Source organism: Nostoc sp. UHCC 0252 (assembly GCF_034931145.1).
Classification (GTDB): Bacteria; Cyanobacteriota; Cyanobacteriia; order Cyanobacteriales; family Nostocaceae; genus Nostoc.
Genome location: NZ_JAYGHE010000044.1, coordinates 16,372 through 32,382 on the forward strand (window position 1 = coordinate 16,372; position 16,011 = coordinate 32,382).

9 protein-coding genes and 1 pseudogene are annotated in these 16,011 nt (G+C 40.0%); 5 read left to right on the forward strand and 5 right to left on the reverse strand.

Going from position 1 to position 16,011, the window contains the following annotated elements; translation table 11 throughout:
* The 4 genes from VB732_RS22225 (at position 1) to VB732_RS22240 (ending at position 4,557) form a co-directional block, all read left to right on the forward strand.
* The gene (locus VB732_RS22225; RefSeq protein ID WP_323233069.1) at positions 1-1,350 is read left to right on the forward strand and encodes a replicative DNA helicase; all 1,350 of its coding nucleotides are present in this window, start codon (positions 1-3) and stop codon (positions 1,348-1,350) included.
* Positions 1,351-1,467: 117 nt separating this feature from the next.
* Positions 1,468-2,874 (forward strand): ATP-dependent DNA helicase, encoded by a 1,407-nt coding sequence (locus VB732_RS22230; RefSeq protein WP_323233070.1) that lies wholly within the window; start codon positions 1,468-1,470, stop codon positions 2,872-2,874.
* A 202-nt stretch (positions 2,875-3,076) separates the two neighbouring features.
* Positions 3,077-3,469: an ASCH domain-containing protein gene (locus tag VB732_RS22235; RefSeq protein WP_323233071.1), complete on the forward strand. Its 393-nt coding sequence runs from the start codon at positions 3,077-3,079 to the stop codon at positions 3,467-3,469.
* On the forward strand, positions 3,466-4,557 hold the full coding sequence (locus VB732_RS22240) for a DNA cytosine methyltransferase (protein ID WP_323233072.1): 1,092 nt from the start codon (positions 3,466-3,468) through the stop codon (positions 4,555-4,557). Before VB732_RS22235 ends, VB732_RS22240 begins: the two co-directional genes overlap by 4 nt.
* Before the next feature lie 78 nt (positions 4,558-4,635).
* On the opposite strand, the gene VB732_RS22245 is transcribed toward VB732_RS22240, so the two are convergent.
* Positions 4,636-5,133: a hypothetical protein gene (locus VB732_RS22245; RefSeq protein WP_323233073.1), complete on the reverse strand. Its 498-nt coding sequence runs from the start codon at positions 5,131-5,133 to the stop codon at positions 4,636-4,638.
* Between the two features lie 1,116 nt (positions 5,134-6,249).
* Positions 6,250-6,444, reverse strand: a pseudogene (locus tag VB732_RS22250) (hypothetical protein); the annotation flags it as partial.
* 887 nt (positions 6,445-7,331) lie between these two features.
* On the opposite strand from VB732_RS22250, the gene VB732_RS22255 reads away from it, so the two are divergent.
* Positions 7,332-8,240, forward strand: coding sequence for an esterase/lipase family protein (locus VB732_RS22255; RefSeq protein ID WP_323233074.1), 909 nt, complete (start codon positions 7,332-7,334; stop codon positions 8,238-8,240).
* A gap of 319 nt (positions 8,241-8,559) precedes the next feature.
* On the opposite strand, the gene VB732_RS22260 is transcribed toward VB732_RS22255, so the two are convergent.
* From VB732_RS22260 to VB732_RS22270, 3 genes are all read right to left on the reverse strand, one after another.
* Entirely contained in the window at positions 8,560-12,204 is a 3,645-nt protein-coding gene (locus tag VB732_RS22260; protein ID WP_323233075.1) for an AAA-like domain-containing protein, read from the reverse strand.
* Between the two features lie 108 nt (positions 12,205-12,312).
* A complete protein-coding gene (locus VB732_RS22265) occupies positions 12,313-13,731 on the reverse strand; it encodes an AAA-like domain-containing protein (RefSeq protein ID WP_323233076.1) in 1,419 nt (472 codons plus the stop codon).
* 567 nt (positions 13,732-14,298) lie between these two features.
* Positions 14,299-15,489: an AAA-like domain-containing protein gene (locus VB732_RS22270; RefSeq protein WP_323233077.1), complete on the reverse strand. Its 1,191-nt coding sequence runs from the start codon at positions 15,487-15,489 to the stop codon at positions 14,299-14,301.
* Positions 15,490-16,011 lie beyond the last annotated feature (522 nt).

The window sequence follows — 16,011 nt, forward strand, 5'->3', positions numbered from 1 at the left end:
ATGCACCCTAATCAAGACAACGTAGTTTCTTTCCATCCTGACAGATCACTTGACAACTTGCCTCCACAAAACATCGAGGCTGAAGAAGCGATTTTGGGCGGGATTATGCTTGACCCAGAAGCAATAACCAGAGTCAGCGATCGCCTAAGCGTTGAAGCCTTTTACATCAGCGCCCACTCATACATTTATCAAGCTGCAACAACGCTTCACGCTTTGTTTCAACCCACAGATTTACTAAGCGTCACCGCATGGTTGTCTGACCACAATTTGCTCAATCGCATTGGTGGCAGAAATAAGTTAGCAACTCTGGTAGACCGCACTGTGTCCGCCGTCAACATTGATGCTTTGGCTGATCTAGTGATGGAGAAATATCGACGGCGGCAGTTAATCAAAGTGGGCAATGAAATTGTCCAACTCGGTTACGAGACCCAAACCGAACTACCACTTATCCTTGGGCAAGCTGAGGCGAAAGTTTTCACTGTAACCCAAAATCAAAGCGATGAACGCTGCAAAGTTTTCTCAGCACAAGACATGGGCATTGAACTTTTTCAAAAGTTGGAGATGGGGAATATGGCAGGTGACAGAGTTGGCTGGTACGACCTCGAAAATATCACCGGTGGCATTTATCCAAGCAGCTTAGTTGTAGTGGCTGCTGAATCCCACATGGGGAAAACTCACTTCATGATTTCTTACGCTTACGAAATCATGACCAAACTTGGAAAACCAGTTCTGTACGTAACTCCAGAAATGGATAAGAATCAACTCAATGCCCGAATGCTAGCCCGAATCACAGGCGTAGATGCTTCTATGATTCAAACCAATACTCAATGCTATTGGGAGCAAATAGCACAAGGTATAGGACAGATGGTGGAACTGCCTTGGAAGGTCTATGAGCATTCCTCCCCTACAACCACAATGATTGCTTCTGCTGTGCGTCGTGCCATTGCCGAATTTGATGGTTCTATTGGTGCTGTGTTTATTGATTATTTGCAGCAGATTCCTTTGGAATCCGGTGGAAACATGGCTTTTGAAGTCGGCAAGATTACCCGCCAGATTCGGGATATTGCCAAGTCTCACAAAATCCCTGTTTTCTTGGGCTGTCAAATCAATCGGGGGAATCAAACTACGGCTGATAAACGCCCTAATCGTCATTTACTTCGCAACTCTGGTGAAATTTTTGAGGTTTGTGACCAGTTAATCATGCTTTACCGGGATGCTGTCTACACAAAAGACCCAAGCGATCGCACTATCGAGTTGATTGTTGAGAAAAACCGCCTTTACGGTAAGCTCGGCACTGCGACCATGCTGTGCGATTTATCCACATCAAAATTTTTGAACTTGGCGAGGTAAATTTGGTACATTCTCTCAATTGGGCACTGATAGATGTATTTCTTACGCTTTCGTAGAAAGTAAAGTTAATATTGCCCCTGTTAAATCTACATTCATTGATTTAAGGAGATAAGTACATTGAAACCAGTAACAATTATTAACTTTGGCTGGAGCAAAAGTAAGCATCGGGAAGGATTATCTTTAGATCAGATGCAAGCGTTTGATTTAATCCATGACTGGTATGGTTCTAACCCTGATATGCCGTTTGTATTGCGCGGTTATGCAGGTACAGGAAAAACGTTTTTAGTACAGCGAGTAATTCAATCGTTTCAGGATTGCTTCAAAACACGAGACTTAGATAAAAAGAAAAATGTTGGTTTAAGAATTGCTTTATGCGCTCCAACGCATAAAGCAAGACATGTATTGGATGCAATGGCTCAAGAGGCAAATCTTACTGTACATATCTCAACTCTCCACAGCTTACTTCATGTTATGCCTGGAGGAGAATATGATGAAAATGGAAAGCAACAACTTAAACCAAATACTTACTCTAGAGAGCCTTATTATCACGAATTTGACTTAGTAATAGTTGATGAAGCTTCCATGTTAGGGCAAGAACTTTTTAAACTAATTCCCTCGCGGATTCCTACTATTTTTATGGGAGATCCAGCACAATTGCCACCGATTGAAGATAATGTTGATTCTTCGCCGATCTTTCAGTTGCCTTTGGGAATGGAATTAACGCAAGTCATGAGATATGAAGGGGCAATCGCTACTTATGTAACTGCACTCCGCCAAAATTTAAATTCTCAATTTCCACCACGATTACAGAGTCAGGGGAATATTGAGAAAATGCAATTTGATACTTGGATAGCAGCAGCTATCGACGCTTATAAGTTTTCTCGCTCCTCAGCCAAGATTTTGGCATGGACTAATAATCAAGTTAACAATTTGAATCAGCAAATTCGAGCTGCACTTTATCCGGGTGCTGAACCAATAGAGATTGGAGAAATTCTTTTTGCGAAAGAACCTATTTTCTTAAATGCCGACTCTGGGGAACAAAAAGAAATTTTTATGCATTCCTGTGCTGAATGCGAAGTAAGAGATTTTAAAGAATACTCTGGTAGTAGGCATCATCTAGTACATAGTCCGTTTAAAACTTATCGGATTGAAATCAAGAATGATCTGGGTAAAGAAGCATCTTTATCAATAATTCACCCTGATTCTTGGGATTTAATTAAATATGCAGTGAATAATGCCAAGAAAGAAATATTTAAGTTAGCTACAAATCAAAGAAGCTATGCTTGGCGAGAATATTACGAGTTCTTAGAGACTTATAATTTATTAGTAAAAGGTAGCTTAATGAATCGATTGCAATACGGTTATGCAATCACTGTACATCAATCTCAAGGGGGAACATTTACTAATTGCTTTGTTGATACATCAAATATCTTTGGCTGCCGAGATAATGTGATGCGTAATAAGTTATTGTATGTTGCTTATAGTCGGGCTTCGCAACAACTTTACTGCTATAGTAAATGGTAAGACTAAAGACTTTACCTAAATTCTGAATTAGCATACATTCTCATGTCTAAACACCTCATTAAGAACATGAGAATGCCTTTATTTTTTAAAAAGCACTTTTCTTTTATTTTCAGGCTAACAGTAATCAAATTCACTATTACATGACTACGAAAATATCTGAATTCCAATTTAAATAATTAGATTTATTTTTTGGAGCATCCACATGAAAGCGCTATCTGTTCGTCAGCCTTGGGCATGGGCAATTATTTATGCTCTTAAAAATATTGAAAACCGTGGCTGGCCCATTCATTATCGCGGCGACATTCTGATTCATGCAGCCAAGACTTGTACCAAAAAAGAGTATCAGCTAGCGAGAGAATTTTGCCAAGGGATGGGGGTAGAAATTCCAGAACTAATCTCTCTACGTCGCGGTCAAGTTATTGGCATTGTCACAATAGTAGATTGCAAGTTTTCACAAGTTGCTTCTGGCTGGGGAATGCCTGAGCAATACCACTGGAAGCTGGAGAACCCGCGAGAAATCACACCAATTCCTTACATTGGGCGATTGGGGATCTTTGAAGTACCCGATGATTTGGTCATGGAGGTGGCTGCATGACTAAATCAGTAATAGCTGAGTTATCTGCAATACCCGAAAAATTCTTAGAGAAAGGGATCAAAGCCTCACAGGGGGAATCAGTCGGTTGTCTTTATCAGTACCTCGAAACTAAAAAGCTACTTGATGGGAAGACTGTTTCTTATCCCCGTGTGATTGGTGAACGTGACCCGAATAATCCCTTTCATTGGCGATGGGCATTCAATTGGAAAGAGAAGATAAACGGGGCATGGAAAGGCAAAAGTATAGGTTCAATTCCCCCTGGCGCTGTTCCAATGATTCGGACACTGCAACAAGAGAGGGCAACGCGTGAGAATATCATCGCCTTTATCAAAAAAGCGAAAACCAAAAAAACATTACCAAAATTAGATGTCTGCAAAAATTTTGATAACACATATAAAAAACCAACACTTCCAGATGATGCACCGATCGCCATAGTACTTTTTGCTGGTGGCGGCGGGATTGAAGCTGGCATGGTTGAAGCCGGGATTCGTCCGGTCATTGCAGTAGAGTTTGACCCAAGTAAACCAGAACTAAGTCGGGCGATCGCCAAAACTCATCACCACAACTTTAGCGAGTATGGCTGTAAAATAATCCAGCTAACAGTCCAAGAAGTAGCACAGTCAGGATTTATAGGTTTTACCCGCCGCCCCGATTACCTCCACGCCTCCCCAGTGTGTGCCAACTTCAGTCAAGCTCATACTGCAAAAGCGGGAAAAGGTATTGAAACGGCTGACGATCTGAGTGCAGCGATCGCTATTGCAGAAGCCATCCGACAGTTGCAGCCACGGGTGTTTACTCTCGAAAATGTCCCGCGCTATCAGAACAGTCAGAGTTTTAGTATCATTCTGCAAGTTCTGGAATCAGAGGGATACTTGGTTGATTACAACGTGGTCAACATGGCTGACTTTGGGTTGCCCCAGGCGCGGCGACGGTTAGTTCTGGTTGCAAGTAGGGGGTTTCGGGTTGCCCTACCTACGGGAGCTACACCTTGTGGTTGGTACGAGGCGATCGCGCATTTCATCCCCGGAATGCCTGATTCACAGCTTCTACCTAAACAGCAACAAGCTTTAGGGACTTCCAAAGAATAAATTATTCCAAAAACAAATGATTATCATTATTGTCTATGGCATATTTTATTTTCTGGAAGTCCCTTAGCCTTGGATGCACTAACCCGGATTATAAGTTTTCCCTGACCACTTTTCATAAGAAGCAATCCGAGATTCTTTTTCTTGAGCAATATTCCGATCTTCGAGGTTTGAAACCTTAAAGGTTACTTGCAGGCTGCCTTCGTTATCCGTACAGTTAGCATCATTAGGAGCCAACCACAAACTATCACTTGGGTCAGCCAAACTAGTAGAAATCTTGCACCAATCACCAACAACAAAGGGCTCGCCATTAGAACCGAGCTTGCCAATCAACTGACCACAGAAGCCACGGGGGCCAGTGTAAGGCCAGTTAATATTTTTATCATTTTCGGTTGACAGCATGTATGTAGCACCGGAATTGGGAGTGCGCCCATTCGCATCACGTCGCCCAAAGGCTGGATCTTTAGTATTCACATTCCATTCCCCCTCCGCCCTGACAATTACCCAGCTCCCAGCATTTTTCTGTAAGCCTGGCTTGTAACCTGTATCTTGCCAACCTTTTGACGCATAGATGTCCATAAGTACTATTTTCCAAAATTATTGTTTTTAAATGTATCAGTTCTGCACAACAATGGTCGCCACAAAACATTAGTCCCGTGCAAAACAATATTGCACCAGCACATATAGTTGCTGGCTGAAAGCGTCTAGCTTGACAAATGCTTTAGCAGAAGCTAATCGAAGTGTATGCCGGTACACTTCATGCCTTTAATATTTCAAAACTTTCATGAGAATGCAAGGAAAGTTAAAGCAGTTAAGAAAGTTAAGCAAACATTTAAATAAATTTCATATAACAGCTTGCTTGCTTTACAAAAACTTTATAATATGGGGTAAATATAGCAAAGACACTGTTGGCGAAATATTTTTTCACATTAAAAAGCGATAAAAATTAATCAATTTGGAGAAATCGTGAGTGACTTCTTGCAGCAGTTTTGGCACCAATCAGAAACTGTCAACCAGAAGTTTTATTTCTTGAATAAATCGATTAAGTACTTTCTGTGCTGCTTTGTAAGCTGAAGCTTGCCGTCCCAACTTCAATTCAAATAAAATGCGAAGCGCTAACGCGCCCCTCCGCTAACGCATATCGCCTCAAAATCTACAACATCATGCACAAAGTTAATGGCTGACCGTTTCTTAAGCTCTAAATTTTCTTTTTGAAGATTCTGTACTTGGGCGATGAGTCTCGGAATCTCCAGATCGTCCCGTGTAATACTCGGCAATGGTTCAGAAAAATTCTGTGTATTAGAAGTAGAAATATTTGAATTCTTCCGTGTAATACATGGGGTCAGGTTACTTCTAACTATTTCCTGGCATCTGTACTGCCATCAGCAAATACATTCTGGAACAATTTGTAGTTTATGACTTGCTTGAGCCGGATGCGTTGCAAAGCGCAAGTCCGCTTCTCTTGGGGCGGGATTATAGCGATATAGTCCTGCTACCCGACCACGGTGATGCCGAGATCGCTAGAGGTCTGGGTAAAAAAGCTGAGGAAGCGATTTATATTTCTATTAAGAAATAGTTCTAATAGTTTTGAGAGTATACTTCTTGCAGAAGTGGGGAAAAGGGGAAGGGGAAAAGAATAAGAAAAAACCTTTACCCTTTTCCCACAAGAGTGCAAAAGTTACTTTTGCAAGAGGTTTAGTGATTACAGAGTGAGCGTTCGCCTTTCTCTACTGCTGTGTTAGTTTTCAGATAATCCTGCATCAACTTGCAACCATAATTCAGTGCATCTAGGTGAAGAATTCGCTGCAAATTCCAAAAAATGAGCGTGTTGTCATCACCCCCTGAAGCTAAAAAACTCCCGTCGGGGCTGATAGCAATTTGCCTAATCGCTGCGGATTGATGCTTTTGTGTTCACAGAAATTAATTGCCGAGAAAATTATTGCAGAGTAAAGCGGATTATATTCTGAGCCTGAAAGAGAATCATCCCACACTGCATCACCAAGTCAAAAACTGGTTTGGGGCACTTTTGCAAGAGTTCTACAGCATTTGCGGTTGGCACTCAGTTGAAACACCCTAGATTCTACTACACAGAAGTTTCAATACAAAGTAAGTAATATTTTGACTAAATAAGTTAACTTAGTCCAATTTTTGCCGTCAAATATTGTAGCAGCAACATATTATAAAGTTACTGTAAAGCAATCAAGCTATTATATGAAGCTTATTTAAATATTACCTTAACTCTCTTAACTTTCTTAACTGTCCTTGCATCTTTGTGGTTATTCTGAAAAACTAGTGACTCAATGTACAGGCGTTAAGAACCACTGTAATAGGAGCAAAGAGTCATTAAGCTTCTATATCTTGGCAGTACTATCGTATCTTTAATTCTCAATGGGTTGTTAGAGAGTTAAATAATCTTTACTTTCTCACCCCCTAAGCATTAAATATCATATAGGTCAACTTAGATTACTAAGATTAATCTAGTAACTTTTCAGGATAATCCTGTTTTGTCATTCTTGGAAAACAATAATCTTAGTTAAACTCTGAGGCTTTGATTTCATCAATATTTAAGGCTTTATTTTCTAATATAAACTCAAATTTATAGCCAAGAGATGAAAGCTAAAGCCCCACAAGCCTTTGGGTTATTTAATTCTTCAAAAGTGACAAAACAGGGACAAACTCTAAATTCCCAATCACTAGCTTTTAAATCATGTTCTGATGCTGTAGTACTCCTTGATCATGTTATTAACGCATAATGCCGTAAATCTAATAAAAAAGTGATGAAAAAATTCTTCAGTATCTATAAAGGGCAAGGAAAACGATTGTGGAGCAAGACTAAATTACTAGCTACGGTTGGTATTACTTTAGTATCAGTTAACACGCTATGTCTTACCTTAAGTAACAGAAGTAGTACTGCTTCGGAAACGACAAATTCCTCTTCATCGGGAGACTTTTTAAAGACGGCAGGTATTCCGCCTCTAGGAGCGAATAATCCTGCTTGCCGACCGGATGCTGCTCACCCTCAGCCAATAATACTCGTACACGCCACTGCCACAGTTATGGCTCAGGACTGGTCTGTACTTTCTCCAGCACTGGCAGCTAAAGGGTACTGCGTATATGCTTTAAACTATGGGAACCGTGCAACAGGCCCGATCGAAGATTCAGCACAAGAACTTGCTGTCTTTGTAGATAATGTGTTAGCTCTAACAGGCGCTCAAAAAGTTTCCATCATTGGTCATAGTCAAGGTGGAATGATGCCCCGTTACTATATAAAGTTCCTTGGTGGTGTAAATAAGGTTGACGACTTGATTGCGCTTGCTCCTTCCAACCACGGTACGACAGCTGATGAACTACGCTTTTTATGCGCCAGGGTGAATTTTCCTCTTATAGGCCCCGCTTGCGACCAACAGGTGACAGGCTCCGCATTTATGACAAAGCTGAACCAAGATGACGAGACCCCAGCACCCGTCTCCTACACAGTAGTTACTACTCGTTACGACGAGATAGTTATACCCTATACTTCAGCTTTTTTAAATGGGCCGTCTGAGCGGGTAACAAATATTACTTTGCAAGATTACTATCCGCTAGATATTACAGGTCACGTAGCTATATCTTACGACCTTAATGCCTTCAAATTTGTGTTTGATGCACTGGCCCACCCAGGCCCAGCAGCAGTTAACAATAGGTAATGATGGAATGGTATTAGGGCGTGCCGTCAATTGAGGCAAATCACAGAAGCGGCATATTTTGTTGCTGACGCAGCCAAAAAGCCGCCCCCATTATACCTATAAGAGCCAACGCAGTGGTAGTGCTTGGCTCTGGAATGTTTTTCAAAAACACCTGAATGGTTCCACTGACTTTTGATTTGCCTGTGGTAGGGATATTTGGGTCTAGACTGTATCCTAACCTGCCTAACCAAACGGTTGCCCCCAGCGCTTCCAGTTTTCTTGTTGAAAAGTATAGCCTTAGCCCGCACTTCTACTATTCATAGTTCAATTATGCAATGCCTTAATAGTTATTAAAGTGATTGCAGAGTGAGCGTTCGCCTTTCTCAACTGCTGTGTTAGTTTTCAGATAATTTTGCACTAACTTGCAACCATAATTCAGTGCATCTAGCTGAAGAATTCGCTGCAAATTCCAAAGAATAAGCGTGTTGTCATCACCTCCTGAAGCTAAAAAACTCCCGTCAGAGCTGATAGCAATTTGCCTAATCGCTGCGGTATGTCCTCTAAGAGTAGTTATTTCTGTACCATCAAGTTTCCAAAGTTTGACAGTAGCATCTACGCTACCAGAAGCAAGTATTTTTCCATCGGGACTAAACGCAACTCCCCAAATTGCAGCACTGTGACCAATGAATGTTTTCAGCAACTTTCCATCCAGCGTCCACAACTTAACGGTATTGTCACCACTTCCAGTAGCTATCATTTTGCTGTCAGAGCTAAATGCAACTCTCCATACTGCCGCCGAGTGCCCTACAAGGGTTTTGAACAACTTGCCATCAAGTGTCCATAGCTTAACAGTACCGTCGCCACTGGCAGAAGCAATGAATCGACCGTTTGGACTAAATACAACTTGCCACACTTCTGCAAGATGTCCCTTGAGAATCTGGGGCGCAAGTTGATTGCGTTGCCATATTTTAACAATTTTGTCAGCATTTGCCATTGCGATGGTTTGACCATCAGGACTCAATACTGCTGTCAAGAGCTTACTCTGAGAATCTTTGTAAGTAGCAACATTAGTGCCGTCTGGCTTTTTGAGTTTTACAATATCATTATCAATGGCAAGAGCAATTAACTTATTATCTTCACTGAATGAAACCTCAAAGACCATGCTTCCAGGTTCAGTTAAAGTTTTGAGCAACTTGCCTTGGCGATTCCAAAGTTTAATAGTATTTTCGTGGCTGGCTGTAGCGATGGTCGAACTATTGGAGGTGATAGAAATTGACCAAATCCCGGCTTTATGGGGAATAATAGAGTGTTGAAATGGGTTCTTACTCTGCCAGAGTCGGACAACGTTTTCTGTGCCTGCCGAAGCAATAAAGCTGCCGTCAGGGCTAAAAGTTACTCCCCAAACTGATGCAGTATGTCCTCTAAGCGTCCTCTGTTTTGTACCATCAATGTTCCAAAGTTTAATCGTTTTGTCGAGACTAGCAGTGGCAATCGTTTGACCATCGGGGCTAAAAGCTACTCCCCAAACACCGGCACTGTGACCAATAAATGTTTTATACTGCTGGTAACCTCTTCCTATGCTGTCTCGCTGCCAAAGTTTGACAGTTGTGTCTTCACTCGATGAAGCAATAAAGCTACCGTCAGGGCTGAAAGCTACTCCTATAACCCAACCAGTGTGACCTTCCAGGGGCTTTAGCGGCTTGGCGTTTTGCCATCCTGAAATGTCTCGTTTCCACAGTTTTGCTGTTTTGTCTGAACTTGTGGCAACAATGATTTGACCATCGGGGCTAAAAGCTACTCCCCAAAACGCCGCTTTGTAATCTTGAAATGTTTTTAGCAAAGTGCCGTCACGTTTCCAGAGTTTCACCGTTTTATCCCAACTGGCAGAGGCAAGAAACTGACCATCGGGGCTAAAAGCTACTCCCCAAACTGAAGCCGTGTGACCTTTGAAAGTGTTGAGCAAGGTACCGTTACGCTTCCAGAGTTTGATAGTGCCATCTTCACTGGCCGAAGCGAGTATCTTACTGTCAGGGCTAAAATCAACCGCCCTAACTGTTGCGGTATGATCTTTGAGAGTTGCTACTTCTGTACCGTCACGTCGCCAAAGCTTAATTGTTTTATCTGTACTTGCTGAGGCAATCAGAGAACTGTCAGGGCTAACATCTACAGCTAAAACAGCTGCTGTATGACCCGAAAAACGGTTGTATTCATCTGCTCCATACACAGATTGCCGCAGTACATCTTCCACTTGATGTTCAATATTTGTGTTTGCAGCACCTAAGTTTTGCAGTCTTTTTTTGGCTTTAATGGCTTCTATGAGTGCATCTAATCGACGGTTTGAAGAGAATAGTCCCTCCGAAGAAGATACAAGCGCTTGAATTTCGCTGATTTTAGCTTGAGTTTCGCTTTCTTGAGTCAGGCGATACAAAGTGAAAGTTCCTATTCCCAAACTAATAGAAACGAGTAAGCCAATACTTACTGCAACTAGTAAATATCTCTGTAATAAAGCCGTTCTTTTCTCTTGTACTAGCCGTGCTTTTACTTCTTTTGCGGTTTTTTTCTCTTGTGCTAGTCGTGCTTCTACCTCTAGTACCCGTGCTGCCTCCAGTACCATTTGCACTTCTTGGCGATCGCATTCAACACTTGCAGCTAAAAATTGATAATCCAAATCGCTTAGACTCTTGCCCTGCGACCAATTTTGAGTATCTTTTAAAGCTTGCCCTCGCAACAGACGCGATTCATCTTTGTAACCTGATGCCACCCAAGCATTAAATGTTTGCGAGTAGGGACGGAGATTATCTAGTTGTCTCAACACCCATTGGGCATTAAAAACATTCCGATAAATAGGATTTTTAATTTTGAGATAGCCGTTGTGTCTTTCTACTAAACCGGACAACAACAGTTGTGTTTGTTCTCGACTATCATCACTCGGAACGCAATGAAGAGGCGGAGGGGGAAACTCTTCTCCCACACTCTCCATCTCTTGATCCTCTTCTGCTTGCAATACCTGTTGATAAATACCCAACAACCGCCCTGCCTGTTGTTCGTCGAATAAAAGGCGATCGCGAATAGTACGCAAATGTTCAGGTTCGTCTTGTGACTGCCAATTTTGAATAATCTGCTTAAGCACTAATTGCTCTACCCACAATGCTTCTGTATCTGGAGGTAAGGTAATCTTCCCTCTAGTAGTTTCAAAAGCAACTTCAGTAATTAAGTCACAGAGTTTTTGTGTCAAAAAGGGTTGTCCGCCTGTCCAATAAATAATCTCTTGCAGTATTGCTTGTGGCTGGCTGACTACTTTTTCTAATCCTAGAAGCAAAGGCGTGGCTTCATGCAGTCCAAAGCCTTGTAACTCAATTGCTTTACCAAGGTTAAAGGGCGTGCGGCGTTTATCAGCAATCAAGTCAGAGGGACTAGCTACACCAAATAGTGCAAATCCCAAGCGTTCAAAGTTTGAGTTATGTGGCCGTAGATTATAGCACTGACGCATCCAAGCAAAAAAGTCGTTAATTGGGAAACTTAAACTCAGCAGGCTATCAATCTCATCAATAAATATAAAAATGTGTTTGGTTTTGCCGTCTCGTAGAAAATCATTTTTGAGATTTGGTAGTAATATATCTTCAATAAATAGCTGTAGTTTTTGCACTGAGGAAATACCTGATTGCATTTCCCACCAACGCTGAAAGTCAATTTTTGACCCTAATTTTAAACTATAGAATAAGCTGATAATAATACCTTTGTACCATTGCTCTGGTGTAGTATCTTCAATACCCAAGCGAGTCATATCCAAGTAAACACAGCTATGCCCTTCTTCTTTAAGACGATAACTTGTGCGTTGTAGTAATGATGACTTGCCCATCTGACGAGAGTTGAAGACATAACAAAAATTGCCAGCTTTCAAGCTAGCATAAAGCTGTTCATCTGCCTGACGGGTAACGTATGTGGGGTCGTCGCTGCGGAGACTACCCCCTACTTGATATCTCATATCTAAGTGTAATTATAGATGCGTTTAAATATTCTCAGCATCCTGAGATGCTTAGATTGGGCTGCGCCTATGCGATACTTGATATTGAGTTAGTGCCTTACTGTTGCTCTATGAAACAATTGTACATAGTTGTTTCGCAAAATAGGCACGGTAAAGTTCGCAACGTGGTAAAACGCGATCCCCTTCAAAGCAAATTAATCCCAAACTTTCAAGCTTGTAAGTATCAAAAGGATTGAAAAAAATATCTTGCTTTCCTGCCAGAATTTCAGCATAGACCTTTGCCAGTCTAGGATTTTCTTGCAGTTTTATCAACTGTCGCCATAAATGATCGCGGTAGATACCACCATTGACGATCGCTTCCTCTATTATTTCTTGCAGGGCTATTTCTTGAGACCGAAGATAGTACAAACTAATCTGAATTAGTGCTGGATGTCCTCCTACTAGTGACATTAGTTGGGCAAAATCTTTAGCTTTAAACGAGTCTAAACTATACCGCCTAGCTAAATCTTCTACTTGTGGTTGAGTAAAATCGTTCAGACGAATAGGTAGACCAATATTAAAAGGAGAGAGGTTAATATCCATAGAGATGTACTCTTCGGTTGAGTAAACCATTACTAACCTCAGCTTTTGCCAGTTGGGATTATGTCGTGCTTCTTCACACCATGATCGCAACAATGCAAAAAACTCGTGACAAATGTGAGGATACTCAAAAAAACGGTCAATTTCATTCAACACTAAAACTACTGGGCTTTGACATTGTTCGAGCAAATAGTTTTCTAAATAGAAGCCGCTACTCAAGTTGTAGCCAATTTGTTCATTCCACTTTTCCTCGATATTGGGGTCAATACCTAACCCTGTTGCAATTTTCCAGCAAAGACGACGCAACAGTTTATTTAAATCAGTTAAACACTCACTATCGAATTGGTAGCAATTCAGATTTACAGTCTGATACCCAAGTTTCTGTGCAAAGGCGCAAAGCCTCAACACAAGAGAACTTTTACCCATCTGTTTGGGGGATCTAATCCGAATCACACAGCCACTAGTAGTTATTTCTCGATAAACTTTTCTCTCTAGTGGAGGACGTTCAATATAAAAGTGAGAATCTAAAGGTACGGGGCCATCCGGGTATGACCAAAGATTTTCTATTTGTTCAGTTTGTGTGTGATCTTTTCCGACAAATGAGGTTAATTCGGAACATTGAGATAAATCTTCTTCTATATTTGCAATAGATAATAACTCAGATGTTTGAGTCTCATTTGCTTTATTAACTATGGTGTAGTCTTCACTGTGTAATTCTAGATTAAAAGCGCTAAAGCAGAGTTTTATAGTTTTTTGATCTACACTTTCACTTAAAGACCATAATTTACTCAAAGTTCTAGTAGAAACATGAATGCGCGAGCTTATTTCTTCTAAACTTAAGTGTTCGCCTTTATTTTCTACTATCTCCACAGAATGAATTGCTGATTGTAACCGTTTAATCCCTGTGGAAGTTAGTACAACTCCTCGCTTACGTTTAGTTTTATACATTGGTGTCCCAGGTATTTATGATCAATGAGTGTCAGAACATTTCTTTTTACATACTGAAACTATAATTTAATGTGGCAATCTTTGATACATTTTATTTCATTTTCTCCTAAGATATATTGGAATTCTAACAAACAAGTTACATTATACTAGCTTGATAGTAAACAATGGCATCAGTTATCTATTCATCCTACTTTTCCTACTTCTTTACTGGGTATTTTGATGGTTGTCTTGCAAAAACTCTCTAAAGAAATGAAGTCTTTGTATTTACCTGAACTTGTACAAATGTGATTTAATAAATAATGTAATATTTTTAACTTGTATAATTTATAACTTTTTTGTTATTGTATTTTAAAAATTTTATCGCTTCAGTAGAACTTTAAGTACTGAGTACTAATAGTTGTGAAACTCCTTTTAATCAAGACTAGGTTGAAAACTTCGCAGAAATTATGCACAACTAAAGCCCAAACATATACGAGTAGATGATATATTATTTAGTAATAAATTATACTTGTACATCAGTTAGACAATGCAGAACTTATCTAACAGATGTATTTTAATTACTAGCTCCTACCAAGAAAAGGGAAGATTTTCTAACTGTCTTGATACCCATTGAGGAGTGAAGACACTCCGGTAAATCGGATTTTTAACTCTCAGATAGCCGTTATAATTTCCCACCAAACCAGATAGCAACAGTTGCGTCTGTTCTTCACTATTATCGGCTGGTATTAAGTTATCTATCGGGTTCCTATTCCTTAATTCCTCTACTTGTAAGACCTGTTGATAAATGTTTAATAACTTTCCTGCTTTGTGTTTGTCAAAAAGTAAGCGATCTCTTATGGTACGGAGATGTTCAGGTTCATCTTGAAATTCCCAATGTTGAATAATGCGCGATCGCACCAATTGCTCTACCCAATATCCTTCAGCACCGTTCGGTATGGTAATTGTTTCCTTATAACTTTCTAAGGCAACTTGCACAACTAACTGACAAAGCTTCTGCGTGAGAAATGGCTGTCCTTTTGTCCAATGAATAATATACGCCAATATTGCCTGTGGGTGGCTAACTACTTCTTCTAAACCTTCAAGTAGGGGCATAGTTTCATGTAATTGAAAGTCAGATAACTTAATTGCTTGACCAATGTTAAAGGGAGTTCGATGTCGATCAACAATTAGGTTAGATGGACTGGCTACACCAAACAAAGCGAAACCCAAGCGTCGAAAACTTGGGTTGTGTGCTTGCTGCTCATAACAGTAACGAATCCAGATAAAAAAATCGTTGATCGGGAAATTCAAACTCAGCAGGCTATTAATATTATCGATAAAGATGAAAATACGATTATTTTGAATTTCTTTCAGCAACACCTGTTCAACAAATTGATACAGCCGTTGTACAGGATCAAGCTCTGATTCTTGCTCCCACCAACTTTCAAAGTTGATTCGCTCTGTCAGATTTAACTTGTGAAACAAACTGAAAATAATACCCTTGTACCATTGTATAGGTGTAATTTGATTAGTACCTAATAAAAATGAATTTAGATGAACACATATATAATTTTCTTTTTCTAAGCGATGAAGAGTCCTGTGTAATAAAGATGATTTGCCTGTTTGGTGGCAGTTAAAGACGTAGCAAAATTCTCCTGTCTTTAATCTAGTATAAAGTTGTTCGTCTGCTTGACGGACAATATATGTAGAGTCATCATACTTCAGGCTACCACCGACTTGATATCTCATATTCAAGTCAATCATTTTAAATAGGGACACTTGTAATCTTTTAACCAATACTATATTTAAATACAACAATCCTCTGATAATATTTAACTATAATTTTCATCATTTTTACTATTAATTGGATTTAAACTATTTTATCTATTGTTAGATTATTTAATGGCGTTCGCCCTGCCTTATCACTTTCAAAAAATAGTCGCATCTTAACTTTTATCTTATATGCCGAGCTTTCTCAATCACTGCGCTTACTTCCTTTTTATTGCGTTTTTGAATTTAACTTTGATAAATCTAGGTTGAGATTTTTAGCGATGGCGTAACTGCTCAGTGTAGCTAATTGCAAAATATAATTTTAACTAAACTTATTTTGGTTAATAAATAAAGTTTTGTGATAAATAGATGGACATAAATAAAGTGGAGATAGGGCAGGCGAGACAGATACATCACAAGAGGTTCATTGTTTTTGTAAGATAGGCATTATACCTACCATACTCAGTAAAAGAGTATTTAATATTTAATTAAGTTTATCTACTTATTACCAATGCAAACAAGAATGCGAAT

Excerpts from the sequence above, each read along its gene's own strand:
- VB732_RS22235 (WP_323233071.1), top strand. The coding sequence starts at position 3,077 with ATGAAAGCGCTATCTGTTCGTCAGCCTTGGGCATGGGCAATTATTTAT.
- VB732_RS22245 (WP_323233073.1), bottom strand. The coding sequence starts at position 5,133 with ATGGACATCTATGCGTCAAAAGGTTGGCAAGATACAGGTTACAAGCCA.
- VB732_RS22225 (WP_323233069.1), top strand. The coding sequence starts at position 1 with ATGCACCCTAATCAAGACAACGTAGTTTCTTTCCATCCTGACAGATCA.
- VB732_RS22260 (WP_323233075.1), bottom strand. The coding sequence starts at position 12,204 with ATGAGATATCAAGTAGGGGGTAGTCTCCGCAGCGACGACCCCACATAC.
- VB732_RS22255 (WP_323233074.1), top strand. The coding sequence starts at position 7,332 with ATGAAAAAATTCTTCAGTATCTATAAAGGGCAAGGAAAACGATTGTGG.
- VB732_RS22265 (WP_323233076.1), bottom strand. The coding sequence starts at position 13,731 with ATGTATAAAACTAAACGTAAGCGAGGAGTTGTACTAACTTCCACAGGG.
- VB732_RS22240 (WP_323233072.1), top strand. The coding sequence starts at position 3,466 with ATGACTAAATCAGTAATAGCTGAGTTATCTGCAATACCCGAAAAATTC.